This is a genomic window from Streptomyces lacaronensis, from assembly GCF_047337785.1.
Lineage (GTDB): Bacteria > Actinomycetota > Actinomycetes > Streptomycetales > Streptomycetaceae > Streptomyces > Streptomyces lycopersici.
Genome location: NZ_JBLHDK010000002.1, coordinates 37,184 through 62,527, shown reverse-complemented (window position 1 = coordinate 62,527; position 25,344 = coordinate 37,184). Strand labels below are relative to the sequence as shown.

Genomic DNA, 25,344 nt, shown 5'->3' with positions numbered 1-25,344 from the left:
GGTGGTCGACGGCATCGACTTCGACTGCTGGGCGGTCATCCTGTGCAAGCCGGACTGCGTAGAACGCGGCCTGGTCCCGCGCGTGCTCGACATGATCCGCGCCTCTGGCGTCACCGCCACGGACCTCATGGACCTTGTGGCGCAGCCATGGCAGGCCCACGTCGTGTACCGCGATCTGCTCGCAGACGCCGAGCGTGCCCCCCGTGATCTGCCGACCTACCTCGACGAGGCGTTCGCCCACCGCCTGGTGTCCGTGGCACTCGCCCACGGTGAGCCCGGTATCCACGCCCGGCTGCGGCAACTCGTCGGGCGCACCGACCCCGCGATGGCCGTGGCCGGGACGATCCGCGGCGACCTCGGAAACGACAGTCTGGCCGCGGCGCTCGCCGAGCGGCGCCTGGTCCGCAACCTAGTGCATACCAGTGACGATCCGTGCGCCGCGCGCCGCGACTTCGCCACCTGGTACAGGGACGGCCACCGCCCCGCCGATCCCGACTTCGAGCGGTGCTCGGTCATCCTGTGCAAGCCCGACGCGGTCGAGCGCGGCCTGGTGGACGCCGTCCTGGACCGGATCGGCGCAGCCCAGGTCGCGGTGTCGGGTCGGCTTGACCTGACCGTCCAGGCGTGGCAGGCGCACGTCCACTACTGGGACCTGCTGGTGGACGCCGACTGGTTCCCGGGCCGCGACATCCCCGCCTGCCTGGACGCGGAGTACGCCAACCGCCTCGTCACGGTGGCACTGGCCCACGGAGAGCCGGGCGTGCACCACCGCCTTCGTCAGCTCTTGGGGCACTTCGACCCCACTCGGGCCGCGCCCGGCACCATTCGCGGTGACCTCGGGGAGGACAGTCTGAGCGTCGCGCTCGCCGAGCGGCGCCTGGTCCGCAACCTCGTGCACACCAGTGACGACCCGGACGCCGCGCGCCGCGACTTCGGCACCTGGTACGGCGCCCATCGCCGCGCCCTGCTTTCCTCACTGAGCCCCCCGCGCCAGCACAGGTCTGTCGACACCTGACGCCATTCCCTCGAACTGGAGGCATCATGAGCGAGCCGTACCAGCAGCGCCCCTTACCGATCCTCCCCGCGGAAAAGATCGGGGGGCTGAAGCCCGCCCTGGCGGACGTGATCGAGTACCGCAAGTCCGGGCTCTCGCTGAACTGGATCATCGGCTGCCCGCTGGACTGCGGATACTGCATCCGGCACACCTTCGACAACTTCGAGATGAAGGTCCCCCGCCGACTGATGAGCGACGAGGCGGCGGTCACCGCGCTCGTGGAGCATCCGTACTTCCGGCCGCACACCACGCCTCTCCAGCTCCTGAACCGAGCGACCGACCCCATGCTGCCGGCCGTCAAGCCGCACCTGTTCACCGTGCTGCGGCACCTGGACGATCGGGGCCTGACCAACCATGTCCTGGTCATCACCCGCTGGCGCGTTGGCGCGGAGGACTGCGCGGTCCTCAACAGCTTCGAGAACCTGCGCCTGACCGTGCTGGTCACCCATTCGGGCATCGACCACGAGGCCATCGAGCCGATGGACTCTCAGATCGCCGCCGAGAGCCTGCGCACCCTCTACGAGCACGCCGAACGGTACCGCGCCGTCCTGTACTGGCGGCCGATCGTCCCCGGTCTCAACGACTCCGACGCCCATCTGGAGCGGGCGCGCGAGCTGTCCCGGCACGCGCACGCCACTGTCTTCACCGGCCTGTTTTACCGCCAGGAGATCGCCGCCTACTACCAGGCGCACGGGCTGCCCGTGCCGTACGAGGACACCGCCCGGCGCAAGATCCTCCCCGAGGCGGCCGAGCGGCGGGTGCTCGATGCCTTCCGCACCCCCGCCGACGTCTCCGCCCCCTGGGGTGCGCTGTTCCGTAAGACGAGCTGTGGCGTGGCCTACGCCCATGGAGAGGCCGACTACAACGGCCACTACGGCATCTGGGAACTATGCGATATCTGCCCGCAGAAGCAGGTCGCGTTGTGCGACTCGGCCTGGCGCAAGCCTGACTTCACGGATGTCACTGAAAGCGCCCGAGCCCTTGGCGCGACGGGGCCCGTTGAGATCACTGACCGGGCCATCATCGTCGAGGGTCTGGACGAGCCGCCGCGCTACTACCTCCAGCACGGCTACGGCTACCAGTGCCACGACCGCGAGAAGCCTCACCACTACCGCCAGCACGGCCGTGCCCCCATCGGCTGGCCGGCGGAGAACGGAACACCCGCACCATGAACTTCGCCACCTGGCCCGCCCTGTTCGTCGTGGACGTCGAAGGCAACGGTGCCAACCCGCCCGACCTGGTCGAGGTGGCCGCCCTACCCGTGCGCGACGGCGAGCCGGACACCAGCACAGCCGGAGCGTGGCTCATCCGCCCACCCCGGCCCGTCACCCCCCGCGCCGCCAGCATCCACCGGCTGACCAACGGACTTCTGGCGCAATCCCCTACGTGGAGGGAGATCGCCGAGCAGGTCCACGGGCTCCTGGGCAAGGCATGGATCTGCGCCCACAACGCACACACGGACTACCGAGTGCTCAAGGCGCACCTGCCGAACTGGGAACCGGCCGGAGTGCTCGACACACTCCGCCTGGCCAAGGCCACGTACAAGGAGCTGCCCGGCTACAGCCTTGACGCCCTGATCAAACACACCGCGCCGGACCTCACGGCCGCTCCCGCCCAGCGACACCGTGCCACCTACGACGCCTACGCCACGGCACAGCTCCTCATCAGCATGGCCCGCCACTACGACAGCTGGGACCAGCTCGTCGCCGCGGCCGTGCCGCCCGGCCTGCCAGGCGCCCCGGAACCAGAAAAGGACCCCACTCTGTGGTGACCCACCAACCACCCATCCGCATCGGCGTGCTCGGCACCCACTCCACCGGCAAGACGACCCTGCTCAAGCGGATCCAGATGGAATTGCGCGGCCACGGGCTCACGGTGGCCCGCACCGGCCGACTCGCCAAACGCGCCGCGGCCATCGGCCTGCCGAAAATGCAGCACCACACCGCTGCCTCCACCGAGTGGATCATCACGCAGGGCATCGCCGACGACATCGCCGCCGCAGCACAAGGCGCCGCCGTCGTCCTTGTCGACCGCGCCTCCTTCGACGCCCTCGCGTACTACCACGCGGCCCTTGAGCACCGCAGCGAGCACGCTCACCGGCTGGAGAGGGAACGCCTGCGGCTCCTTGCCTCGACGCAGGCACCGAAGTACGACCTCCTCCTGGCGACCGTGCTGGACCCGGACGCACCCGTCGACCAGAGCCACGACTACGACCACCGCTACCGCCTCCTGGTCGACCGCCACGTCCACGGCCTTTTGGCAGACGACGGGAACCCGCACCAGCGCGTCACCAGCGACCACGAAAGTCAGACCCGCGCCATCGAACGCGCCCTTCAGCTCTGCCTCCAGGAGGCCGCGATATGACCATCACGCTGCCCGCAGGCACCATCACCATCGCCGGGAAGACCGTCTCCCGGCTCGGCTTCGGCACGATGCGCCTGACCGGCCCCGGCATCTGGGGCGACCCAGCCGATCGCGCCACCGCGCTCACCGTGCTCCGCCAAGCCGTCCACACCTACGGCATCACCCACATCGACACCGCAGACGCCTACGGTCCCCACACCGTCGAACACCTCATCCGCGATGCCTTACACCCGTACCCCGAGCGCGTACTGATCGCGACCAAAGTGGGCCTGGCCCGTCCCGCCCCGGACACCTGGGTCCCGCATGGCCACCCCGTCTACCTGCGCGCATGCGTCGAGGCGAGCCTACGGCGACTGGGCATGGACCGGCTCGAACTCTGCTACCTCCACCGCATCGACCCCGACGTGCCCCTCCCGGACCAGATCGGCACACTCCAAGCCCTGAAAGACGAGGGCAAGATCGGGCACATCGGCCTGTCGAAGGTCACACCCGAGCAGATCCGCACAGTCACCAATGACATCACCGTCGCCGCCGTGCAGAACGTCCTCAACATGAGCGGGGACCGGCACGACACCGCACTCGAACTCTGCCGCGACCTCTCCATCCCTTATGTGCCGTACCGGCCCCTCGACGCTGGCACTCTCGCACGGCAGAGGCATATCGACGAAGGTCTCAACTGGCTGCTTCGCCTCGGGAACCACGTCGCACCCATCCCCGGCACCAGCTCTCCGGAACACCTCCGCCAACTCGTCACCGTCGTGACGGGCGGGCAGTTATGACGCGAACACCCACGCCGGCCACCGCGAATCCGGCTGACCGCCAGTGGCACATGCGGAAGGTAGCTCCCCACGAGAACTGGCGGCCACCGCTGGTAAGAGCGTCTTTGCTCGTGCCCGTCGAGACCAGCCACTTACTCGTCGCCAGGCTGCGCGATGACCTGCTCGTGCCGTGCGGCCCTGCTCACAGCGGGCAGGCACCGGAGCAGGCCGCCTCAAATGTCCTCCTGGGAGCGCCGAGCGGTATACCTGTCCTTCGGTGGGTCCGTTGACTGGGTTCAGATGCAGCGCTTGAGGGCGTGCCGGAGATGGGGCGTCCGGCACGCCGGGGTTAGGCGGTGGCCGAAGTCGAGGGGCCCAAGGCGACGATGTATGGGATGCATACAAGGGCCGCAAGGATGATCATCAGGGTCGCTCGACGAAAGCCGGTCGGTGGCACGTGCACCTCTCCTCGGATCCATGGATGGATATGCCACAGGCTGGATGCGGCAGCCTGTGGCTGCACTTGGCCCACCTAGTTGATCATGGAATGAGGGTCTCCCGCAAATCACACGATAGGTTGTGCATCAACTGCCCTTTTTTGCCTCACAGGTATCCTGGCCAGCATGTTCGGGCGGCGGTGACGGCTGACACCCCGTGCGGGGCGCTTACGTTCCGTCGGAGAGGCTGTGCCTTTGTCGTGTGCTGGCCAGTGCCGCGAGGGTTTCGGTCTCTTCGGACGGGGCGTTGAGTTGCTGGCTGAGAGCGAGGCTGGCTGTCAGGTGGGCGCGGGCCTGGGTGAGTCGTCCGGTGGAGTGTTCGGCTTCGCCTAGTGCCCGGAGGGCCTGGCATTCCTCGAGGGCTGCGTGAATCGTGCGGGCTATGGTGAGTGCGGCGGTGTGGTGGGGGAGGGCTTGCTCGCTGTGGCCGGTGGCGTGGAGGGCGCGCCCGAGGCCGTTGCGGGCGATGGCCTCACTGCGGCGGTCGCCGATGCTGCAAAGCACGGGCAGGGCACTGTTGTATAACTCAAGGGCTTCGTGCGGCTTGCCGTGTGCGCGCAGGGTGTCCGCCAGGTTCATCTGGAGCATGGCGTGCTGGCTTGTGCTGCCCAGGCTTTGTGCGATCTTGATCGATTGACGGTAGGCGCTGATGGCGTTGTCCAGACGGCCAGCTTCCTTGTATAGCTCAGCGAGGTTGTTGAGCGCGATGAATTGACCTCGCCGATCGTCGACATCACGGAATCGGGCCAGGCCTTCGAGGAAGAATTTGAGTGCGTCCTTGTGCCGCTCGAGGCGGAGACTGAGCATGCCCAGAAGATTGAAGCTCCTGCCCTGCTGAAGCCGGTCGGTCTTTTGTAACCGGATGTGCAGAGCGCGCTGCTGTTGGTGAAACGCTTCCGTGTGCCGGGCGGTGTGCCAGAAGGAGATGGATAGCTGGTGGAGGGCTTCGGCTTCGAGGTCTTCGTCGTGCGCTTTCCGGGCCAGCTCCAGGGCTTTTTGGGCGCTGTGGATCGCCTCTTGGTAGCTGCCGGCGTTGGCACAGATACCGCTGAGGTCGATCAAGGCCCGGCCGTGCGCCTGTTGATCGCTGGTGTTCTGCCAGTGGGCAACCGTTGCTCTCAGGATTGGAACTGCTGTACGCAGATAGCCCTCGCTGCCCAGAAAGCCGGCCAGCGTGTGGGCCAGCAGGGCGAGTTGGTGCGATGAGCCGTGGGTGCGGGTGTACTCCAAGGCGGCCAGGAGGTTCGGCCCCTCGGTGGTGAACCACTGGTGAGGGTCGGCCGCATGCCGTGCTGGTGCGGTAGGGGGATCGGGCAGGGGGATGCGCAGGCGGTGAGGGTAGGCGCGGCGGTCTGCCTGGTCGGCGCTGTGCAGATAGTGGTCGAGGAGGCGCTGGAGAGCGTGCTGGTTGTCGGCCTGCGCATCGCCCCCGGCCAGGGTGGAGGCATATTCGCGCAGGAGGTCATGGAGCCGGTAACGATGCGGAGCGGGCTCCGAGATCAAATTGGCGGAGAGGAAATCCTCTAAGGCGCGCTCCGTCTCTCCGAGTGAGAGGTTGGTAAGCGCCGCGGTGGCTTCGGGGCTGAACTCGGTGCCAATGTGTAGACCGATGCGGCGGAAAACCATTTGCTGTGCAGGGGGGAGCGTACGGTAGGAGATGTCGAACGCTTGTGCCATCGCGTAATGACTGTCTCGGAGTTCAGGCAGCCGTCCACTCGCGAGGCTGAAGCGCCCCACGAAGTCGGAAATGCTCCAGGAAGGACGGGCGAGTAGGCGTCTGGTGGTAATGGCCAGAGCGAGGGGGAGGTCTCCGCACAGTCGGGCCAGCGTGGCTGCTTCCGCCGTACTGGGGACTCGCTCTTCCCCCAGTATGCGTTGGAGCAGTGCGACGGAATCCGCGCGGGTCAGCGCGCCCAGTGCGACATGGCGGGCACCAGGGAGACTTGTCAGCTGCTGGCGGCTGGTGACGATGATTGCGGCGGCAGAGTCACCGGGCAGTATGGGGGTGATCTGCTCGGCGTCGGCGGCATCGTCCAGAAGGGCTATGAAGCGGCGGCTGCGGGCTGTGGTGCGCCACAGCGCGACCAGTCCGGGGAGGTCTTGGGGGAGCGTGGCTGAAGGCGCGCTGAGGAGACGTAGGAGTTTTTCGAGCGCTTCGGCGGAAGTCAGGGGAGGCTGGAAGGGAGCGTGGCCGCGCAAGTCTACGAACAGTTGTCCGTCGGGGAAATGATCGCGCATCTGATGTGCGGCATGAATAGCCAGAGCGGTCTTTCCGGAGCCGGGCATTCCGGTGACTGCGGCTGCGGTCACCGGCCCCGTGCTCGTCCCTGTCGTGTTGGTCAATGCGCCGATCAGCTGGTCCATTTCAGCCTGCCGCCCTACCCAGGGCACGTCGGGAGGAAGGGTGTCGGGGGCGGGCGCGAGGGTGCTGCCGTGGGAAGTGGTTGTGCGGGGCAGCAATGCGGTGACTGGTGTGCGGGCCAGGACGCCGCGGTGGATGTGCACGAACTCCTCGCTTGGGTCGGTGCCTGACTCCCGCAGCAGGTGAAGCCGTGTGCGTTGCAGTAAGCGTGCCGCGGCATCGGTTCGGCCGCTTCCGTGGAGCGCGAGGGCAAGCCGCCCGATGAGGGCTTCGTCTGTCGGGTTTCGCTCAGCAAGGGGTTGCAGGCCGACGACAGCTTCAGCGTAGTGTTCGAGCCTCAGCGCGATGTCGGCGCGTAGCAGCGCGGTGGCCAGATTCCTTTCTTCGACGAGGCTGCGCAGGTGAGCGGCCCAGGCGCCGGGCAAGCCGGCCAGAGGCTCCCCGCCCCATAATCGAACGGCTTCCTGTAATGCGTCCAGCGCTTCACGATTGCTGCCGCTGTCGGCCAGCCAGCGGCCCTGGTCGAGCAGGGTGAGATAGCGGCGCAGGTCCACGGTGTCCGGGTCCACCTGAAGCCTGTAGGTGTGCGTGCGACTGATCACGGCGGGAGCATGCGGACCGGCGAGCGCGGACAGCGCCTTGCGGATGCGGGAGATGTGCGCATACAGGGCTTCACGCGGTTTGGCCGGGGGATGCTCGTCCCAGACCCGGTGGACGAGCGTGTCCATGCTTACTGCCCTATCGGCGTCCCATGCCAGTGCGGCAAGAGTCAGTCCCTCCTTGGGCGTTCCGGCCGGGCTGTGATCTTCTCCTGCTCGCAATCCGACTGCGCCCAGCAGCTGTATGCGAAGGTCCACCAGCGACCTCCCGCTGATAGGGCACTTCTCCCATGTGAGAATGACACGGAGTGATGGTCATGGCCATGACTGGATAACGGGAGGTCCGAAATTGCCCTGATGGTGAACGGCTGAGCGGGGCTTCACTCGCAGGGAAAGCAGTGACCGGGGAGTGGCTGTATGTGAACTCCGCTGCGTGCAGCCTGACCGGCATGATGGGTAGGCCAGGTCGAGGGGGAGACGCGTGAGGGAAACAGAGTTCGCCACGGAGCTGTTATCGGCCATGATTTCTAGCAGGCCTCTGCACAGTTCACCAGCGGGACGAGCCCTGCGTACCCTCGTGAGTGCAAGGTCCGATCCTCGCGGGACGCTTGTCCGGCAGTGGGAGGAAGCCTCCCGTGCCGAAGACCCCCTCCCCATGCTCCTGCAACTGTCGAGCTCCCTGGCTCGGTACGCGGCCACCGACCCCACGTGGCAAGCCGATTTGGAGATCTGGCTGCGACAACATCACTTATCACCGACGGAGGAGACGCACAACAGCATCGGCGGATCCGCCCACCTGCACGGTCCGACCCTCCAGGCAGGCGCGATCCACGGAGGCGTGCACTTCCACCACACCGGCCATCCCGCCTCCCAGCCCGCGCAAGTGGTGCCCCGGCAACTGCGCTCGGTCCCCGCACATTTCACCAACCGCCGTAAGGAACTGAGCGCCTTGCACGGCATCGCCGGATCCCGGCAGAAGACGGGAGCACCGGCACTGGCGGTAATCTGCGGCCCGGGCGGGGTGGGGAAGACCGCGCTGGCGTTGCGCTGGCTGCACGAGGTGGCGGACCAGTATCCCGACGGCCAGCTGTACGCTGACCTGGCAGCAGACTCCTTTGGGGAACCGGTGCTGACCGGCTCGATCTTGGGGGGATTCCTGCGAGCTATGGGCATCCCAGGGCAGCAGATACCGGCCGAAGCCGACGAGGCTGCCGGTCTGTTCCGCTCCACCACCGCTGGCCGGCGCATCGCCATCCTGATGGACAACGCTGTCTCCGCCGCCCAGGTGAGAGCGTTGCTGCCTTCCGCACCGCTGAGCACGGTGGTGGTGACCAGCCGGTGGCGCCTGGGCGGCCTGACCATGGACGGCGCCACCTATCTCCCCCTGGCCCCCATGCGCGGGAAAGCAGGCAGAGAACTGCTGAAGCGAACCATCGGGGAACAACGGGTCGCAGCAGAAGCGGACGCGGCAGCGGGCCTGGTGTGCTTATGCGCAGGACTGCCCATCGCGTTATCCATCGCAGGCGCCCGCCTGGTGATGCGCCCTGAATGGCCCATCGCCCGAGTCGTACGGGAGCTGTCGGACGAACAGCGCAGGCTGAAGGCGCTGTCGGTGGAGGAAGCAACGGTCATGAGCGTCTTCGACCTCTCCTACGACGGGCTGCCCCCCAACGCGGCCCGCGTCTACAGACTGCTGGGCCTTCACCCGGGTCCGGACATCTCCCTCGAAGCGGCCGCCGCAGCAGTGCACCTGCCGGTCGACGACACCGCCGCATTGATGGAAAGCCTCGTCGATGCGAGCATCTTGGAGACTGGCGAAGACGACCGGTACCGCTTTCACGACCTGATCCGCCTCCACGCCCGGCAGCGCGCCGAGGTTGAGGACAGCAGCAGCGACCGTAGCGAGGTCATCCATCGGCTCCTGGAGTTCTACGTCTCCTTCACCACAGCCGCCGACCGGCTCGTGACGCCACTGGACTGGCACTTGCGTCCCGCCCATCCGCTCCAGGACAGGCCGTCCGCCTTTGCAACGCGCCGCGAGGCGCTCGAGGCGCTGGAGAGAGAACTGCCGAACCTGATGGCGGTGATGCGAGCCGGCTACGAGCACGGGTGCGACACCCTGGTATGGCAGCTGGCCGAGGCCATGTGGTCAATGTTTCTCCACCGCAAGCACTTCCCGGACTGGATGGCCGCCTATCAACTCGGCATCGAGGCCACGACCCGCTGCGCCGACCCCGCCGCCCGGTCCCGCATGCACCATCACCTGGGTTTCGCCTTCCACAACCTCAGCCGGGCCGAAGAGGCTCTCCAGCAGGGCTTCGCCTCGCTCACGGCGGCGCGCGAAGCAGGACACGAACTTGCTCAAGCAGAAGCCCTCGGGCTGGTAGGGATGGCATACCGTTCCCAGGGGCGCTTCGATGAGGCCATCGAGGCGCAGCAACAAGCGATCGCACTCGACTACAGGGCTGGCCGGGTGCGGTCAGAAGCCCTCGGCCGGCGCAGGCTCGGCCAAGCCCTATGTGCCGCAGGAAGGATCGAGGAAGCGATTGACCAACTCACCCAGGGCCGCAACCTGGCTGCCTCGCTGCCTGACAACCTTGTCAAAGCAATGACCACAGTCTGGCTCGCGGACGCACTCACCCGCGCCGGCCGCCCTAGGGAAGCGGTTTCGATGGCACAGGAAGCCTGGTCAACTCTCGCCGAATCCGGCTCCAGCCAGTACCGGGCTCAAGCCCTGATGGTGTGGGGTGAAGCCGCCGAAGAACTGCAGGACCTGGTGACCGCCCGTGACCGTCTCCGACAATCACGGGCTTTCTACCTGGAGGCCGGTGTGCCGAATCTGGACCGCATCAACGACGCGCTCAACAGGGTCCAAGCACAGCTCGACGACGGCTTTGGCCACTCACCCCCGTGACGGAGTCCGGACCGCCAACCGGAGAGGTCGGACGAGCTGAGCTAGCCGGTACCCGGCAGTCAGCCAAGGATGAACGCACACCCCGCACATTGGCACGCGCTCGGGCTCGTGGTGTACGAGAACCCGTTCCGCGCGCGTGCGGAACACCGTCCCGGATCCGTGCGCCGGCACCGTGACAAGAGCGCATCCGGGAGCGTCGGCTAACCGGGCCTCGGCCACCGCGACAGCGCAACTGGCCGTCGCCCGGGGAAAGCCGGTCACCACATCGGCAATCTGCCTCCACCGTGGCGCAGCTCCTTCAGCGACCACCAGAAACCGGTCAGCGACCATACACAGGCACTCATGCCGCGACTTCATGCCCGCGCTCCAGACCCACACTCCGACACCCGCGTCACCCCGGCTGTGCTGCCGACAGCAGCTGACCCCCAAGCCCCTGGCGTCACAGTGGACCATCAGATGAGCGATGAGCGCGTGTTGGCACTTCATGTCATTCATGCCCCCTCCGCAAGGTCGATGCGCTCATCGCTGCCGATGGGAGTGGGCAGAGGCACCGGAGCGACGGTGAGCGTCCGGTCCGGCTCGGGCAGATCCAGCAAGCGGTACATGGTGCGCCTCAGGATCTGTGCGGCCTGCCCCGGTCGGGAGGTGATCATCCCGGCTACGTACCTCTGCTGGATCCGAGAGCGCCTGTGCATGGCCGCACGCAGCTGTCCTGAAAGAGGCCTGTCCAGCCGCAGCCGAACAGCTTCGCGACCCACCATCTCCGCCAGACTGCCCAGGCGTAGAAAACACTCCTGCACCGGAGGCGCCAGCACTACCGGAGCACCGATCGCCGCACCGTAACTGGTCACCGACCCGTGATCCCCGATGACCACATCAGCGGCAACCAACGCGGCCCGCCACCCCTCCTGCGGCGGTAACAACAACAAACCCGCACGCAGACAGTCCACCAACCACGCCCGCACCTGCCAGGCTCCGTGAACCCCCCAGATGTTGGGATGCAAGACCGCCGCCACCCGATACTTCTCCGGCGGCAACTCGACCAGCAGCCGGTCCAGCAGATCCGGATGACTTCCCCAGGCAGACTCCGGCTGCCAAGTCGATGTCACCACCACCAGCCTCTGGCCCGCACGCACGTCCAAGGCCTGCCGATAGTGCTCACGCAGCGGCACACTTGCTACCAACCGATCGAAACACACATCACCCGTCACCACCGCCACCGGTAGCGCCTCAGGGCACGACTCACGCAGCACCGCGAGCTCATCGTCATGAGTGAGTGACAGCGCGGTCGGCAGCAGCCGTCCACGATGCATCAGTGTTCCGCGATCCAGACCGTGCGTCGGAAGCGCCTGCAAACCGGCACTTCGTGCACGCAGCCGGGACGGCATCACACCAGCTCCATGCGGCAGCAGCATCACCTTCCCGTGCAACTGCTCCACTGCGACCTCACTGGCAGCCAGCACCAGATCGAACTCACACTGAACGGCCTGCTGCCACGGCAGAAGAAAGCCCCCCTGCGCCCGCACGAACTCTTCCGCGCCATGGCACACCGCGCCATTCGACACGGGTGCGACGGTGAACATCACACAAACACGGTGATCCGCTCCCAACAGCGCGAGAACGTCCATCAGCCGAATACCGGCAACCATAAACGGCACGACCACCAGAACGGTTCGGCACCCCGTACGAAGCACTCGGCTGTGCGCGCCTAAGCCAACAGGACCATTCAGCCATAAAGCCCCTGACATCACAGACCACCGCCCACACCATGAGTGGACGTAATGTCCCCGAATACAGGGGACGGGGCGTCAACCAGGCGGTGCACACGCGCCACCGCGGACAGGAGAACCAACGCGCCCCCGCGCCCCCGCGTGGATATCCACTGGCTTCGGCCGTCCGATGCAGACCTTGAACGCCTGCGCATTGCAAACACGACATCCCCCTGAGCGTCGACTACCTCTCGAGGGGAGTTCCCGCACCTGTCCGCCAGATTGCTTGCATAGGCCTTGCGGAAACCTTGCCGCCGATATGGCATGCCGCTGAGCGGCTTGTTGGCGCTCGCATCTCACATGCCGTTGTCGGGTTGATCACATGGCGTACGGCGACCCTAGCGCGAGTTCGTCCAGGTTTTTGTTGCTCTCTTCGAGATGCGCATACGGGAGAACGGAATCTCCCCGCCGCGCTGGTGTCCGTTCCCCCGACCTCTGGAAGCGTGCTGTGGAGGCGTTGGTGAACGAGGAGTCCATTGCGTAGCTGGCCCGCTGCGGCTTCTTCGGCGTCCGGTGGGGTGTTCATGTGCAGTGTGTCGCTTGTCGAGCGTTCGCGAGCAGTTCCTCGCGGGCGGCGGGTTCGGACATTGGGGGTCGGGTGGACCACTGGCCGCGTAGTTCCTGCACGATGCGGGTGACTTCCTCGGCCTGGGCGAGCAGCCTGTCGTTGAGTGTCTCGACAGCGCCGCCGGTGTCGGGTCCGGTGACGAGGACTGGGCCGTAGAGGAGGTAGGGCAGGTTCAGCCCACGCCAGGCACAGGCGAGTGCCCAGGCTGCTGGGTTCACCGGTAGCCGCCTCCCGGCTCCGTTGCCGTGGACGTGCAGGAGTGCTTGCCGGTGGTAGACGGCCCGGTCCGTGGTGCCTCCGATCAGGCTGCGGATCATGTGGTGTTGCGTGGCCTGATCTGTTGGGAGGGCGAGGCGTAAGGAGGTGGCGTCGGGGTTGATGCGTAGTGCGCGCACGTTCGCCGGGTACCGGTCAGGCTGCATCGGGTCTGTGTCAGTTTGGTGTCGCTTGTGCTGGTCAGCGCCACGCCAAGGACCGGCGGGAGTGGGAGCCTGATGAGCCTTCCCTGGATGCTGGGCATCATCTCGCCCTGTCTGGTCGGTCACAGCACCTCCGGGTGGAATGGGGTGTGCGCGGAGGATTCCGTGCTGGATTGATCTTCTGTATCTCGCACCTGGCCTGATGCGTGAGGGAGCTGCATGACGGCACCGGTCAGCCGGAGGAGCGCAGCCGGCGCCGTTTTTGGAAGTCGGGGAGGAGGTGCTCCAGATCGGTGAGTTCCCATGGCAGGCCGCCGTTGTTGCGCTTGATGCCGCGGTCGGCGAGTAGTTTCTTCAGTTCTTCTGCGGTCGGCTCGTGGCCGTGGCTGTCGGCGTGTTCGGCCCAGGTCTCGTAGCAGGGGTATGAAGCGATGTAGCGGCGCAGGGTGCTGGGGCTGATGGCTTTGCCGTTCCTGCCGGTCACTCCACCGTCATAGAGCCACTGGGCGAGCTGGTCTCCGTTGGGCGGTGCACCGTGCTTTTCGCGGTAGGCGCGCCAGGCGGCGTAGTAGCGGTCCGCCACAGTCTCCACAATGGGAGGTTGTTCGCTGGCTTTCTGTTCGGGTTCGAGCGTCTTCAGCGGCTGGCCGGGAGCCACATCGGTCCCCTGCTCCTCCAGAGGTGGCGCAGGCGGCTCAGTATCCGTCTCGATCTGAGGAGCGGAGGCGTCGCCGCTCGTGTGATGCCCGGCAGGCAGCGCGTCGGTTGCCGGATCTTGCCGGCGAGGCTGCGATAACTCCGGGTCCGCCCGGCCCGGCTTCTCCTCATAGCCGGTGCGTGGTTCCCCGCGCTGTTCCGGTATGGCCATGCGGTGGTCATGGCCGTTCATGCCGTGCCAGTCGCTCCGAGAGCGGTTGGCACCGACTGGCTGGCGTTGTTTGAAGTCCTCGACGTAACCGGCCAGCTCGCTGTTGCTGAGGTCGGTCACGCCGTAGGTCTCCCGCAGCCGCTGCCCGAACTGGTATGCGGAGGGGTACTTGCTGTGGTCGGCGAGGAACTGGCGGAAGGTCGCGTAGTAGACCTCCTCGCGCGGCACGTCGTCCGGCAGCTGGTTCAGCCGCTGCTCCGGCTGCGGCTCCTCGTACGCGTACCGCTCGGGCTCGCGCTGCTCCGGTACGTAGACGCCCTGATGGTTCCCCACGCCCTCACCGCCGAGCGGCCGCACCCGGCCGCCGGGCCTGACCGGCACGGTCAGTTGGGGCTGCGGGGGCTGCTGCGTCTGGGGCTGCTGGGGGTGCTGCTGCGGGCCCGGGTCCGCCGCGGCCCCCGGCGCGCCGTACGGGCCCGGCTGGGCCTCCAGGGAGGCGTTTTTGGGCCCCGTCTCGTCCGCCGTGTCCTTCGCGCCCGGGTAGAGCGCGGCTGCTGGCATCAGGGATGGCTCCAGCCCGGCCGCCGCGAGCCCCGCCGGTGCGGTGTCGGTCAGTGGTACCCCGTAGCGTGCCAGTCGCAGCGGCATCAGGGATTCCACGGGTGCCTTGCGGCGCCAGGACCGCCCGTAGTGGGCTCGCAGCCGGGCCTGGTAGATGAGCCGGTCTTGCTCCCGTCTGATGACTTCTTCGTAGCTGCGCAGTTCCCACAGTTTCATCCGGCGCCACAGCCGGAAGGTGGGCACCGGTGCGAGCAGCCAGCGGGTGATGCGGACCGACTCCATGTGCCGGTCGGCGGTGATGTCGGCGATCCGGCCGACCGCGTGGCGGGCGGCCTCGACGGAGACGACGAACAGGATCGGGATCACGGCGTGCATGCCGACGCCGACCGGGTCCGGCCAGGCGACCGCGCCGTTGAAGGCGATGGTGGCCGCGGTCAGCAGCCAGGCGGTCTGGCGCAGCAGCGGGAAGGGGATGCGGATCCAGGTGAGCAGCAGGTCCAGCGCGAGCAGGGCCACGATTCCGGCGTCGATGCCGATCGGGAAGAGGCTGGCGAACGTGCCGAAGCCCTTGTCGAGGGCGAGATCGCGCACCGCGGCGTAGGAACCGGCGAAGCCGATTCCGGCGATCACCACCGCCCCGGTGACGACCACCCCGGCCAGAACACGGTGGCCCCGGCTGAGCGTCGTGTTCTTCCTTGCGGTCACCCTTGCGCCCTTTCTTCATCGGCCCTGTCCCTCGAGGGCGGTATCGGTAAGGGGAGAGCGGCAGAGCTGGATCTGTCCGGGTGATGGAACCCGCCGCCTCCGGGTCTTTCGTGTGGCCTTGCTACATCGCCTCCGTGGAGGGGGTGTTGGTGAGCAGGAGGCTGATCAGGTGTTCGGTCTCCGGTTCGAGGTCGAGGTCGAGGGCGCGGTTGGCCTGCTGGAGTGAGGTGATGGCGGTGTGGAGTCCACCTCGGTTGCCCGCGGCGTGCTCGATGCGCATCCAGTCGCGGTAGAGGAGTTCTGCGGTGGGTTCGACGTCGATGCCGACGGCGATGGCGCGGCGGGCGGCGTCGAGGTCGAACTGGCCGCCGGCGGGGTCGGAGCGGTAGGTGGCCAGGGTGTGGGCGACGTCGACGATGCGGCTGATCATTTCCTGCTGTAGCGGTGCGGCCCAGGGCAGGTCCCGGCCGCCGAAGGGCCGGCCGCGGACCAGGCCGAGGGACTGCTCCAGGCAGCGCACGGCGGAGGCGGAGGACTCTGCGGCCAGGCCGCGTTCGGCGAGCTGCTGGAAGCGTGTCCAGTCGCAGCGCACGGCGGGGGAGAGGGTGTAGCCGTCAGACCCTCTGGTTCGACGGGGCACATAGGGGTTGCCGTCGGGGTCGGTGCCGAGTTTGTTGCGCAGCCCGTACATGCGTGCGTTGAGGGTGCTGGAGGACCACGGGGCCATCGGGTCCATGGCCTCGCAGATCCCGGTGGCGTCCCGGTGGGGCCGGAAGTAGAGCAGTACGGCGAGCTCGGTGAGTTTGGGGCCGTGCCCGGACGCGCCGACGCCGGTCACGTCGAGCGGGCCCAGGACCCGGATCTCCGGCGCGTGCAGATCACGCGCTGCTGGTGTCTCCGGCTCATCGTCCCCGCGGGAGTCCTCGGCGGAGCCCGTGCCGGCCGAGCTCTCAGGTTCTTGGGGAGCCGGGGCGTCCGGGGCGCCAGAACTCGTGGCGGCCGTGTCCGGGGTGTCGTCGCCGTCTTGTTCCTCTGGAGGATCCTGGACGGGGACGGCGGGGGAGAGGAGCCGCAGTCCGGCCGGGTCGCTGGCGGCTCCGATCAGAGCGGGGAACGGCGCGTCCGGTGACTGCTCCTCCCCGGCACCGGCCTCTTCCTTAAGGGCCGGGCCTTCCCCGGGCGAGGGGAGCGAGCCGGACGCGGCCGGCTCGGTCGGCTCGGGCGGCACCTTCTTCCACACCCCGGTCGCGGGGCGCGCCGGTTCTTCGGCGACCGACAGGGTGGCCAGCAACTGCTCGTAGGCGTCGCCGGAGACGGACTGCAGCCGCAGCCGCGCGCCGAGGACCTCCACCTCCTGGGCCCCGTCCGAGCGCGCGTCGAGGGCTATGGCGTCGGGGAAGAGCGGGCCGATGCCGCTCGCCGGAAGGACGGCTGCGACCTTCAGACTACGGGCCTTGTCCAGGGCGTCGGCCAGCTGCCATGCCTCGTCCTGGTTGATGCGGGCGGCGCAGATCAGCATCCACGGCAGCTGAGCGCCGAGTTCAGGGTCCTGGTGGGCCTCCAGCAGCCGCTCGCCCAGGTCGCGGATGGCCGCGGCGGCGTGGGGGAGGTGCCGGACCCGGCTGGAGGGCAGTAGGCGGGGGAGTTCCCGGCCGAGGCCGATCAGGAGGATGTCGGCCTGGTCCGCCCACGGGCTCATCCCCGTCTCCAGTGCGAGCGCCGTGCACACCGCGTCCACCTGGGCCTGGTCCCCGTCGACCAGAACCGTACCCAGCTGGGGGAGGTTGGCCAGGTACAGGCTGCCGTCGTCCCCGGTGCCGAGGGTCGCCAGCCCCGGATAGGGCGCCGGGACCTTGCGGGCCTGGTCCGCATCCAGCAGATCGGTCTGCTCTTCCAGGCTCCACCAGCCGCCGGCCCCGGCGGTGAACGGCCGCATGGCCTCGCCCGGTTCATCCGGGAGGAGCTCGACGGTCCGCGCGGTGACGCGCGCGCCGCGCACGGTGGGAAGTGCGGCGTCGGCCTGGGCGGCGTGGTGGGCCAGTGTGCGCAGCGCGGTGTCGAGCAGTTCCGCGCTGGCGGGGGTGGCGCTGGCGGTCAGGGCCTGCTCCAGGCGGCTGGAGTCGTCCGGCATGGCGATGGTCTGGCCCGGCTTGCGGCGGCGCTGCTGGATCAGGCGCAGGATGCCGATGCCGCCGACCAGGACGGCGGCCAGCAGTGCACCGATACCGGCGATGGCGCGCATCGGGATGCCATCGGAGGACTCGGACGGCTCGGGTGCGGGCTGGTGCGGTGTGTCGGGCTGCTGCTGTGGGGCGGTCGGCGCCGGGCTGGCCGGTCGCGCCGACTCCTTGCCGCTGCCTGTGCGGCCATGGTGCTGCGGCGGGGTCTGCGGGCGGGGAGTGGCCTTAGGGCTGCGGGTCGGGTGGTCCGGCTTGGCGGGGGAACCAGACGGCTCGGTGCTGTCCTTGCCGTCGGAGTGGCCTTTGGAGGGGCGCTGCGGATCGTCCGGTCGCGTGCCACGGTCGCTGTCGTGCGGGGGCAGGGCGAGGCGTTGTCCGGGGTAGATCTGGTCCGGGTCGGTGAGGGCGCGGCCGTCCGGCCCGGGGTGGTTCTTGTTCAGTTCGAAGATCTCGTCGTAGCGCGCCGGGTCTCCGAGGGCGGTCTCCGCGATCGCGGAGAGCGTGTCGCCGGGCGCGATGGTCACCGAGCGGGACGGGGCGTGCTGGGAGCCGGCCGGGTCGTCAGCGCTGCCGGTGTCCGGGAGCAGGAGCGTCCAGCCGGGCTGGAGGAAGGCGTCAGCGTCGAAGCGCGTGCCGTCGGCCATGGTGCGGCCCTGGTTGAGGGCGGCGATCTGCCGCCACCGTTCGCCGTCGCCGAGCTCGGTCTCCGCGATGCTCCACAGGCTCTCGGCCGGACGCGCGTCGCGCACGGTGTAGGTGCGCTGCTCGTTGTTGCGGTCCGCCGTGGGGGCCGGGGCCTGGTGGTGATCGGCCGCCGCCGTCGTCGGGCCGGGGGCGGGCTCAGCGGTAGGGGCTGCGACCGCGGTGGAGGGGGTGGCCAGCGCGGTGCTGGTGGGCAGCAGGACGAGGATGCTGCTGATCAGGGTGGCGGCGGCGTGACGGCTGATGTTCAGGCGGCGGGCACTTCGGGAGGGGCGGCCACGGAGCTGAGCGGGGATCTCGGCGAGCACACACCATGCGAAGTGGGCCCAGGCGATCCAGGCGATGGCGACCAGAGCCAGGAGGAAAGCGCCGCCGGTGTCCTGGCGGTCCAGCAGGTGGGCCAGGTCGTCGTGTCCGCTGTCCCACAGGGCGGTGGTGACCTGCGCCAGCAGGACGGGAAGCCCGGCGACGGCCGCGGCCAGGACGAGGAGGCTGGCCAGGGCGCGCAGGACCGCTCGGCGAGGCGTCGTCGGTGGTGGGGGAGTGGGCATCACGGGCCTTCCTCGGGTACGTCGACGCCGTAGAGGAGGGTGGCCTGCCCGTGGCCGGTCACCTCGAGGGAGCTGACCCCGGCCACGGCCAGGAACTTGGTGGCATAGGTGGTGTGGGTGGTCACGGTCAGGGTGGTGCCGTCGGGGGAGACGGTGACGCGGCCGTGGGTGCCGGTGGCGCGCAGGTAGGAGCGGGCCGCGGCCTGGGCGGCCTGCGGGTCGGCGACGATGGCGCGGCCGGGGATGGCCTGGGAGGGGTCGATCGCCTGCCCGCCGGCCCGGGCCGCCTCGGTGGCCAGGGCGTCGGCGCGCTCGACCGCTCTCGCCTTGCCGCCGCCGTCGACGGCGATGCCGATGATGGCCAGCAGCGGCAGGACGCAGATGGCCAGGTAGACGGCGACACCGCCCCGGTCGCCTGCCGGGCGGCGGGCGCGGAAGAATGCGGCCACAGCGGCCACAGTCGAATCCAGGGGCATCTACGTTCCTTCGCGTTGCCGGTACTGGTCGACGACCGAGGTGAAGGTCGAAGACAGCGTGCGGGAGCCGGGAGCGGGCAGCAGCAGGTCGGTGAGATCGACGGCGCACCGCACGGTCACGGTGACGGAACCGGCTTGGCCCAGCGGCGCGTTGAGACCGCTGGTGTTCACGGACACGCTGGTGCTCGCGCAGGCGATCCCCTGATCGGCCAGAGATTCCTCGGCCGCCGCGGTGGCCGCGTGCTGTGCGGTGGCGGCCGACCGCGTGAGGGAGGCTTCGCGAGCGGCGTCCTCGGCCGCGGCGTCGATTTTGGAACCCGACATGGCCAGGCGGCCTCCGGCGATCGCCAGACACACGAATATGATCAGCAGCGGGGTGATGATGGCGGCCTGGACCGCCTCGCTGCCCCGGTCCTCGCCGAGCCGCTCACATACCCTGTGCAGACGCGGCATCCTCTCAGCCTCCCGGTGTGGTGAAGCGTTCCACCGGCCCGGACGCAGACTGGGTCACCGGCAGGTCGGGTATGAGCGGCAGCAGCGACGGAGCCGTCCCGTGGACCTGGACACGGATCCGCTCCCCGGTGCTCCCGACGGTCGCCACCGTGGCGCCGCGGAGGCTGTCTCCGGCGGTGCGGTCCAGCACCTGGCGGGCGCGGTCCGCCGCATCGCTGGGGCCGGCCCGGTAGGTGCGGCCGGCCGCGACGCCGTCCCGTGCGGCGGCCAGAGCGATCTGGCGGGCGTAGTACCACATGCTCGCCTGCACGACCGCGATCGTGAGCACGATGACGAACGGGAAGACGATGGCCATCTGCACCGAGGCGTCGCCCCGATCGCCGGACAGGCGGCCTCTCCACTTCTGCCACACGCTCGAGATGCGGGCCGCCATCAGATGCCCGAGAGTTTCCCGTTGTACTTCGCCACCACGGCGGCGATGGTTCCGGCGATCGCGATGGCGCCGCCGACGGCGGCCACCCAGATGATGACCGTGGTGATGCTGATGTCCCCCCGGTCCGGGCGGCGCCTGGCCTCCTCAAGCCCCCTGCCCCAGGCGGCGGACAGGGCGACGACGGTCTTCGCGACGAGGTAACGCATGAACAGGCTTTCCCCTCTTTGGTGATGTGCGTGGTCGGTCGTGCATAGGTGGTCAGGACGCGAGGATGCGGATGACAGCCGGGAAGGCGATCAGCAGCATGACCAGCACCGCCAGCAGAGCACCGGGGGCGGTCATTTTCTCGCTGTCGGCGTTGGCCTCGGCCGCCTGTGCCTCGAGGAGTTCGGTGCGCAGACTCTGGGCGCGGGCCCGCAAGGAGGCGTAGACGGCGGCCCCGTCATGGGCCGAGCGGCGCATGATCTCGGCGATGTCGTCCAGCACGGGCAGATCGAGTTCCTGGTGGAGGCCCTCCAGGGCCTCCCATGGGGGGATCCGGTCGACCCGTGCGCGCAGCAGGGCCTGTTGCAGGAGCTGGAAGGGCCACCCTTGCCCTACGGCGGCCGCGCGTTCCATGGCCTCGGTCGGGCCGGAGCCACCGGAGCGCTTGAGCGCTACCAGGTCCAGGTAGGCGGTGAGCGCGTGGGCGAACTCTTCCCGGGCCCGCTTGGCCTGGTCGCGCACCGACAGGTCCGGCACGATCCACAGCAGAGCGCCGAGCGCCAGACCGGCCACGGCCGGCACATAGAACGGCACGCCGATGCCCAGCAGGAGCCACGGAGCCGTGGCCACCGCGGGTGTCAGCAGCCCCAGAGCGGCCAGGGCGACCTTGGTCAGCACAAACTTCTCGGGGGTCTGCCTCAGCAGGCTGAGGTTCTTGGCCGGGATCCGCACCCCGGGCAGGCCGCCGAGGCGGTCGACCAGCCAGCGCCCCCACACCTCGTCCCGGTCCACCGGCATCTCGCCCGGCCCGGCACCTCCCGAGGGCGTGCGGTGCAGGGCTGCGGCCAGCGACGGCTGCGGGCGCAGGAGCTCCCGCACCAGCACGGCAAGTCCCGCGCCCACGGTGCATCCGGCCACGACAGCCAACGTCATGGGGCTCATGACACCTCCCGTGCGGTGGCGGCCGGTTCGGGCATGCTGCGGACACGGCTGCGCGGATCGGGGACGAGGATGCGGGGAATGGGGCGGTACTCGGCAAGCGACCGCATCCACGTCAGCACGGCGATGAACGCGGCGGTCACCGCGGCCAGGACCAGCTCGCCGAGCAGCGTGCCGTACGGGGCGGTGTAGCTGGTCACCAGGAAGCCCATGCCGATCAGGCCGAGGGTGATGAAGGTCATCCAGCGCACCGTCTGCCGTGGCTTGGCCCGGTCCGCCTCGCTCTTGCGCCGCTTCCCGACTTCCTCACGGACGGTCTCGGCCAGGTCCTCCAGCGACTGCGCCAGCCCCGGACCGCGGTCGGAGATCGACAGAATGAGCGCGGCCACCAGCTTGTCGGCCGTGATGTCGCCCAGTTCGTCGGCGAATTCCCGCAGCGCGTCCTCGGGGCTCCAGCCGAGCTGGAGCCGGTCCGCGAGCGCCGCGACTGGCTCCTCCAGCACGGCCGGGGCACCCCGCCGACTGGCGATCAGGGCCTGTTGCAGCCCGCGGCCGACCCGCAGACCGTCCGCCAGCTGCCGTGCCCAATGGCTCAGCGCCTCCAGCTGGGCGATGCGGGCCTGGGAGGACTTGGTGGGGGACAGCAGCCAGGGCACCCCGACGATGGCGAGCCCCGTCAGGACCCCGGCCATGAAGACCCCGGTCACCAGCCACACCGCCAGGCCGAGCACGATCGAGGCCCCCAGCAGGGCCTGGTGCCGCATCCGCGCTTCCGCCGGGTCCGGCTGGCCCGACGTCCTGGCCCGCCACCGGGCCACCAGGCCCAAACGCTCCGGTTCGGTGGTGCCGACCAGCCCGGCGATCAGGGCCACCAGGCCGCCGACGACGGCCATCCCGCACATCACCATGATCAGTGTGCTCATGGCGTCGCCACCTTCAGGGCCAGCGGCTGCCCGGCCCAGCTGTCATACCCCTGGTTCAGCAGGTGATCGCCGAAGCCCACGCGGCGCAGGTCGCCGATGCAGGAGGGGTGCATCCGCGGGACCGCGCGGACTTCGCCGAATTCCTCACCGGGGGTGAAGATCGCGTTGGTGGCCGGGCGGCCGAACTCACCGGTCCCGGTGACCTCCAGGACATGGGAGACGAACCGGTGCCGCTGCCCGCCGATCTTGCTCTCGTCCAGCATCCGCACGAACACGATGAAATCCAGGCCGTTGGCGGCCTGCCGGTACGCCAGATGCTCGGACATGTTGCCCTGCGCCAGCAGATACAGCTCCGCGATCCGGTCGAAGACCACCCCCGGATGAGCGGCATGCAGGGTGCACAGATTGCCGCCCTGACCGTTGGTCATCGCCTGAAGCATCGCCACGATCTCCGGGCCGCGGACCTCGCCGACCACGATCCGCGACAGCGACATCCGCAGCGCCCGGTACATCAGGTCCATCAGCGTGATCTCACCGACCAGCCGTCCGTCCGGGCCGCGCTCGCCGTTGGACTCCCGTGCTTCCATCGCCACGACCTGCCGGTGGAAGCCGTTGGCGTGGGCGAACAGCTCGTGCTCGGTCTCGATGGTCGCGAACCGCTCGTCCGGGTCGATCTCCTTGAGCATCGCCCGCATCAGCGACGTCTTCCCGGCCGCCTGGGGGCCGGCGATCAGCACGTTCTTCTCCGCCTTCACACACGCCGACAGGAACTCTGCCAGCGCGGGGCTGACCATGCCCAGGCGCACCATGTCGCCGAGATCCGCGTCCTGCACCCGGTGCCGGCGGATGGTCACATAGGTCCGCGGGCTCACCTCCGTGACGGCCTGGAGCCGCGAGCCGTCCGCCAGCCGCAGCGCCAGCATCGGACTGGCCGTGGTCAAGGTGCGCTCACTCTGCCCGTCGTCGGCACTGGCCAGCCGCCGCAGCAGCTGAAGGAGCTCCTCCTCGGAGTCGGCAACCGGCTCGGCCCGCTCCCGGCGCCCCCCGGCCAGGTCCAGCCACACCTCGTCATGCCCATTGATGAAGACGTTCTCCACCTGCGGGTTGTCCAGATACTGCTGGAGACGGCCCGCCCGGAACAGCTCATCGAACACCGCGCGAGACAGGGCCGCGTCCTCCGCCGGAGTGGGGCTGATTCCGCGCTCGGCCGCGGCGGCGTCCGACCACTCCGCTACCGCCTCGTTGATCCAGCCCCGGGCCCGCTGTTCCACACTGGCCGCGCTCACTGACGGCGTGGCTTTGCGGAACGCGGTCACCTGCCGGGCGACGCGGTCCTTGACCGCCGCGACCGCCTGCCGGTCCACCACCAGCGTCGGCACCGCCTCACCCAGGACTTGGTGCTGCACCGCGCCATCCACGGCCACACTCCGGCTCCGGGGGGAGCCCACCGGGTCCCCGTCGCCGGTGGCCGTGTTCCACGGCCGAGCCACTCGCACCGTCGGGTCAGGATGCAAGGGCCTACCACGCACCGGCCCTCACCTCCCCTCCTCCGGGCACCGGCCCGCCACGCGGTGCCAGACGGGCACGCCGCAGCGCCGCCCGCTGCCGCAACGGCGTCGTCGCCCCCTGCATCGCCCGCATCAGCTCGCTGCGCGCGAAGCGGGACGGCTGCTCCGCCCCGTCCGACAGCACCCGGGCCAGCGACGGACGGTACGGCAACGTTGCCAAGACCGGTGTCTTGAGCAGCCGTTGCACTTCCCCCGGCGAATACGGGCCCTGATCCACCAGCAGCAGCCCGATCTCGCCGACCCGCTCCTGCAACGCCTCGATCCGCATCTGCACCGACTGAATCGAGCGCATGGTGGAGCGCGCCACCATCACCAGCAGATCCGCCCGCTGAGCCAGCACCCCGGACGGGCCGAACGCTCCATTGCGGCCGAGGTCGATGAGCACGTCATGCGGATACGTGGCGTGGCGCTCGATCCCCGCCATCAGATCTGCCAGTTGCTCCCAGGCCGGTGCCAGGGCCGCCGCCTGCGCGGGATCGGTGATCCCCGGCAGCAGCAGGCGTTCCCCCGCGGTCTGCGCCGCCTTGCCGTCCTCGGTCATGTCGACCAGCTGGCGCCAGAACGCCTCGGTCATCTCGCCCTTGCGGGCGGCCACCGACAGGTTCTTCAGCCCGTACCGGTCCCCGAGCGACCCTTGCAGCAGCCCGTACAGCACGCTGCCGCCGTCGGGGTCACACTCGGCCAGCACCACCCGGCGTCCTGGTTCCAGCGGCCAGGACAGCAGCAGCGCCAGTGCCGTCGTCGTCACTCCGGGCGATCCGGAACTCCCGGCTATCGCGATGACCGGCATCAGGAATCACCGTCGATCAGGAGCCGGATGTTCCCGGTGGAGGCCCACGACGCCAGCAGCGGTGCCTCGGCCTTCGCCGCGGCGACGTCGACCACGCTCGCCCCGGTGCCGGGCGTGGGGTCGCCGACCTTCACCACGTGCGCCGGTATGGGGTCGGCCTGCGTCTGGCTGCCCTGCTGGTCCTCGCCGGGCACGCGCACGATCTGGACCCGCTGGCCCGGCGCCAGGGAACTGGCGGGGACCTGCTCAGGCTTCAGACCCAGCGGCACCACCTGCTCACCGGCCTTCACCAGGGAATCCGCCGTCACCTGTCCACGGGAGAGCAGCGATCCGGGTGTCAGCTCCACAGCGGCCCGCTTGCCCACCACATCGCCCCGGTCCGCGGCCTTGACCGCCTTCAGAACCGGATCGAGCGCGACCGACGCCTTCCCCAGATCCCGGTCCGTGACGACCTGGCCCACCGGGACATGCCGGACCACGGTCACCACCTCGGTGCGCTGCCCGCTCTCCATCAGCAGCACCGCACCACCCGCGCCCCCACCCGTGATCAGCAGCACGGCCAGGGCGATCAGACCTGGTCTCCTGCGCCGAGCCGACACCCGCGGAGGAGCCACCGGCCCCCTCGGCTGCGCCGGCACCCCGGCGCCTTGTGTACTGCGCTCCTTGGTCTTGCTCACCGCTCCGTCC

Annotated in this window: 19 protein-coding genes and 1 pseudogene; 6 read left to right on the top strand and 14 right to left on the bottom strand. The window is 69.0% G+C overall.

The window, feature by feature from the left end; genetic code table 11:
- The 5 genes from ACMTAK_RS00860 to ACMTAK_RS00840 all read left to right on the top strand — a co-directional run.
- On the top strand, window positions 1-1,015 hold a 1,015-nt coding region (locus ACMTAK_RS00860), incomplete at its 5' end, for a nucleoside-diphosphate kinase (RefSeq protein ID WP_413804351.1).
- 26 nt (window positions 1,016-1,041) lie between these two features.
- Complete coding sequence (locus ACMTAK_RS00855) at window positions 1,042-2,226, top strand: radical SAM protein (protein ID WP_413804350.1); 1,185 nt, start codon at window positions 1,042-1,044, stop codon at window positions 2,224-2,226.
- Window positions 2,223-2,825 carry a 3'-5' exonuclease gene (locus ACMTAK_RS00850; protein WP_413804349.1) on the top strand — a complete coding sequence of 201 codons (603 nt, stop codon included), beginning with the start codon at window positions 2,223-2,225 and terminating at the stop codon, window positions 2,823-2,825. The genes ACMTAK_RS00855 and ACMTAK_RS00850 overlap by 4 nt, the downstream gene beginning before the upstream one ends.
- Complete coding sequence (locus ACMTAK_RS00845) at window positions 2,822-3,418, top strand: AAA family ATPase (protein ID WP_413804348.1); 597 nt, start codon at window positions 2,822-2,824, stop codon at window positions 3,416-3,418. Before ACMTAK_RS00850 ends, ACMTAK_RS00845 begins: the two co-directional genes overlap by 4 nt.
- Complete coding sequence (locus tag ACMTAK_RS00840) at window positions 3,415-4,197, top strand: aldo/keto reductase (protein WP_413804347.1); 783 nt, start codon at window positions 3,415-3,417, stop codon at window positions 4,195-4,197. Before ACMTAK_RS00845 ends, ACMTAK_RS00840 begins: the two co-directional genes overlap by 4 nt.
- A gap of 644 nt (window positions 4,198-4,841) precedes the next feature.
- Here the strand turns inward: ACMTAK_RS00840 and ACMTAK_RS00835 are convergent.
- Window positions 4,842-7,892, bottom strand: coding sequence for an AfsR/SARP family transcriptional regulator (locus tag ACMTAK_RS00835; protein ID WP_413804346.1), 3,051 nt, complete (start codon window positions 7,890-7,892; stop codon window positions 4,842-4,844).
- Window positions 7,893-8,289: 397 nt separating this feature from the next.
- On the opposite strand from ACMTAK_RS00835, the gene ACMTAK_RS00830 reads away from it, so the two are divergent.
- On the top strand, window positions 8,290-10,548 hold the full coding sequence (locus ACMTAK_RS00830) for an ATP-binding protein (RefSeq protein WP_413804345.1): 2,259 nt from the start codon (window positions 8,290-8,292) through the stop codon (window positions 10,546-10,548).
- Between the two features lie 491 nt (window positions 10,549-11,039).
- Here the strand turns inward: ACMTAK_RS00830 and ACMTAK_RS00825 are convergent, their stop codons facing one another.
- From ACMTAK_RS00825 to ACMTAK_RS00765, 13 genes and pseudogenes are all read right to left on the bottom strand, one after another.
- A complete protein-coding gene (locus ACMTAK_RS00825; RefSeq protein ID WP_413804344.1) occupies window positions 11,040-12,212 on the bottom strand; it encodes a hypothetical protein in 1,173 nt (390 codons plus the stop codon).
- Between the two features lie 627 nt (window positions 12,213-12,839).
- Window positions 12,840-13,202 carry a hypothetical protein gene (locus ACMTAK_RS00820; RefSeq protein ID WP_413804343.1) on the bottom strand — a complete coding sequence of 121 codons (363 nt, stop codon included), beginning with the start codon at window positions 13,200-13,202 and terminating at the stop codon, window positions 12,840-12,842.
- Window positions 13,203-14,235: 1,033 nt separating this feature from the next.
- Window positions 14,236-15,438, bottom strand: a pseudogene (locus tag ACMTAK_RS00815) (DUF2637 domain-containing protein); the annotation flags it as partial.
- Between the two features lie 121 nt (window positions 15,439-15,559).
- Window positions 15,560-18,871 (bottom strand): LysM peptidoglycan-binding domain-containing protein, encoded by a 3,312-nt coding sequence (locus ACMTAK_RS00810; protein WP_413804342.1) that lies wholly within the window; start codon window positions 18,869-18,871, stop codon window positions 15,560-15,562.
- Window positions 18,871-19,347 (bottom strand): Tad domain-containing protein, encoded by a 477-nt coding sequence (locus ACMTAK_RS00805; RefSeq protein ID WP_413804341.1) that lies wholly within the window; start codon window positions 19,345-19,347, stop codon window positions 18,871-18,873. Before ACMTAK_RS00805 ends, ACMTAK_RS00810 begins: the two co-directional genes overlap by 1 nt.
- Entirely contained in the window at window positions 19,348-19,800 is a 453-nt protein-coding gene (locus ACMTAK_RS00800; protein WP_413804340.1) for a TadE/TadG family type IV pilus assembly protein, read from the bottom strand.
- Window positions 19,801-19,804: 4 nt separating this feature from the next.
- Window positions 19,805-20,233: a TadE family protein gene (locus ACMTAK_RS00795; RefSeq protein WP_413804339.1), complete on the bottom strand. Its 429-nt coding sequence runs from the start codon at window positions 20,231-20,233 to the stop codon at window positions 19,805-19,807.
- Entirely contained in the window at window positions 20,233-20,439 is a 207-nt protein-coding gene (locus ACMTAK_RS00790) for a hypothetical protein (protein ID WP_413804338.1), read from the bottom strand. The genes ACMTAK_RS00795 and ACMTAK_RS00790 overlap by 1 nt, the downstream gene beginning before the upstream one ends.
- A 52-nt stretch (window positions 20,440-20,491) precedes the next feature.
- Entirely contained in the window at window positions 20,492-21,379 is an 888-nt protein-coding gene (locus tag ACMTAK_RS00785) for a type II secretion system F family protein (RefSeq protein WP_413804337.1), read from the bottom strand.
- Window positions 21,376-22,299, bottom strand: coding sequence for a type II secretion system F family protein (locus ACMTAK_RS00780; RefSeq protein ID WP_413804336.1), 924 nt, complete (start codon window positions 22,297-22,299; stop codon window positions 21,376-21,378). The genes ACMTAK_RS00785 and ACMTAK_RS00780 overlap by 4 nt, the downstream gene beginning before the upstream one ends.
- Window positions 22,296-23,723 carry a CpaF family protein gene (locus ACMTAK_RS00775; RefSeq protein ID WP_413804335.1) on the bottom strand — a complete coding sequence of 476 codons (1,428 nt, stop codon included), beginning with the start codon at window positions 23,721-23,723 and terminating at the stop codon, window positions 22,296-22,298. The genes ACMTAK_RS00780 and ACMTAK_RS00775 overlap by 4 nt, the downstream gene beginning before the upstream one ends.
- Before the next feature lie 94 nt (window positions 23,724-23,817).
- On the bottom strand, window positions 23,818-24,657 hold the full coding sequence (locus ACMTAK_RS00770) for a hypothetical protein (RefSeq protein WP_413804334.1): 840 nt from the start codon (window positions 24,655-24,657) through the stop codon (window positions 23,818-23,820).
- Window positions 24,657-25,334, bottom strand: coding sequence for an SAF domain-containing protein (locus ACMTAK_RS00765; protein ID WP_413804333.1), 678 nt, complete (start codon window positions 25,332-25,334; stop codon window positions 24,657-24,659). Before ACMTAK_RS00765 ends, ACMTAK_RS00770 begins: the two co-directional genes overlap by 1 nt.
- Window positions 25,335-25,344: the final 10 nt, after the last annotated feature.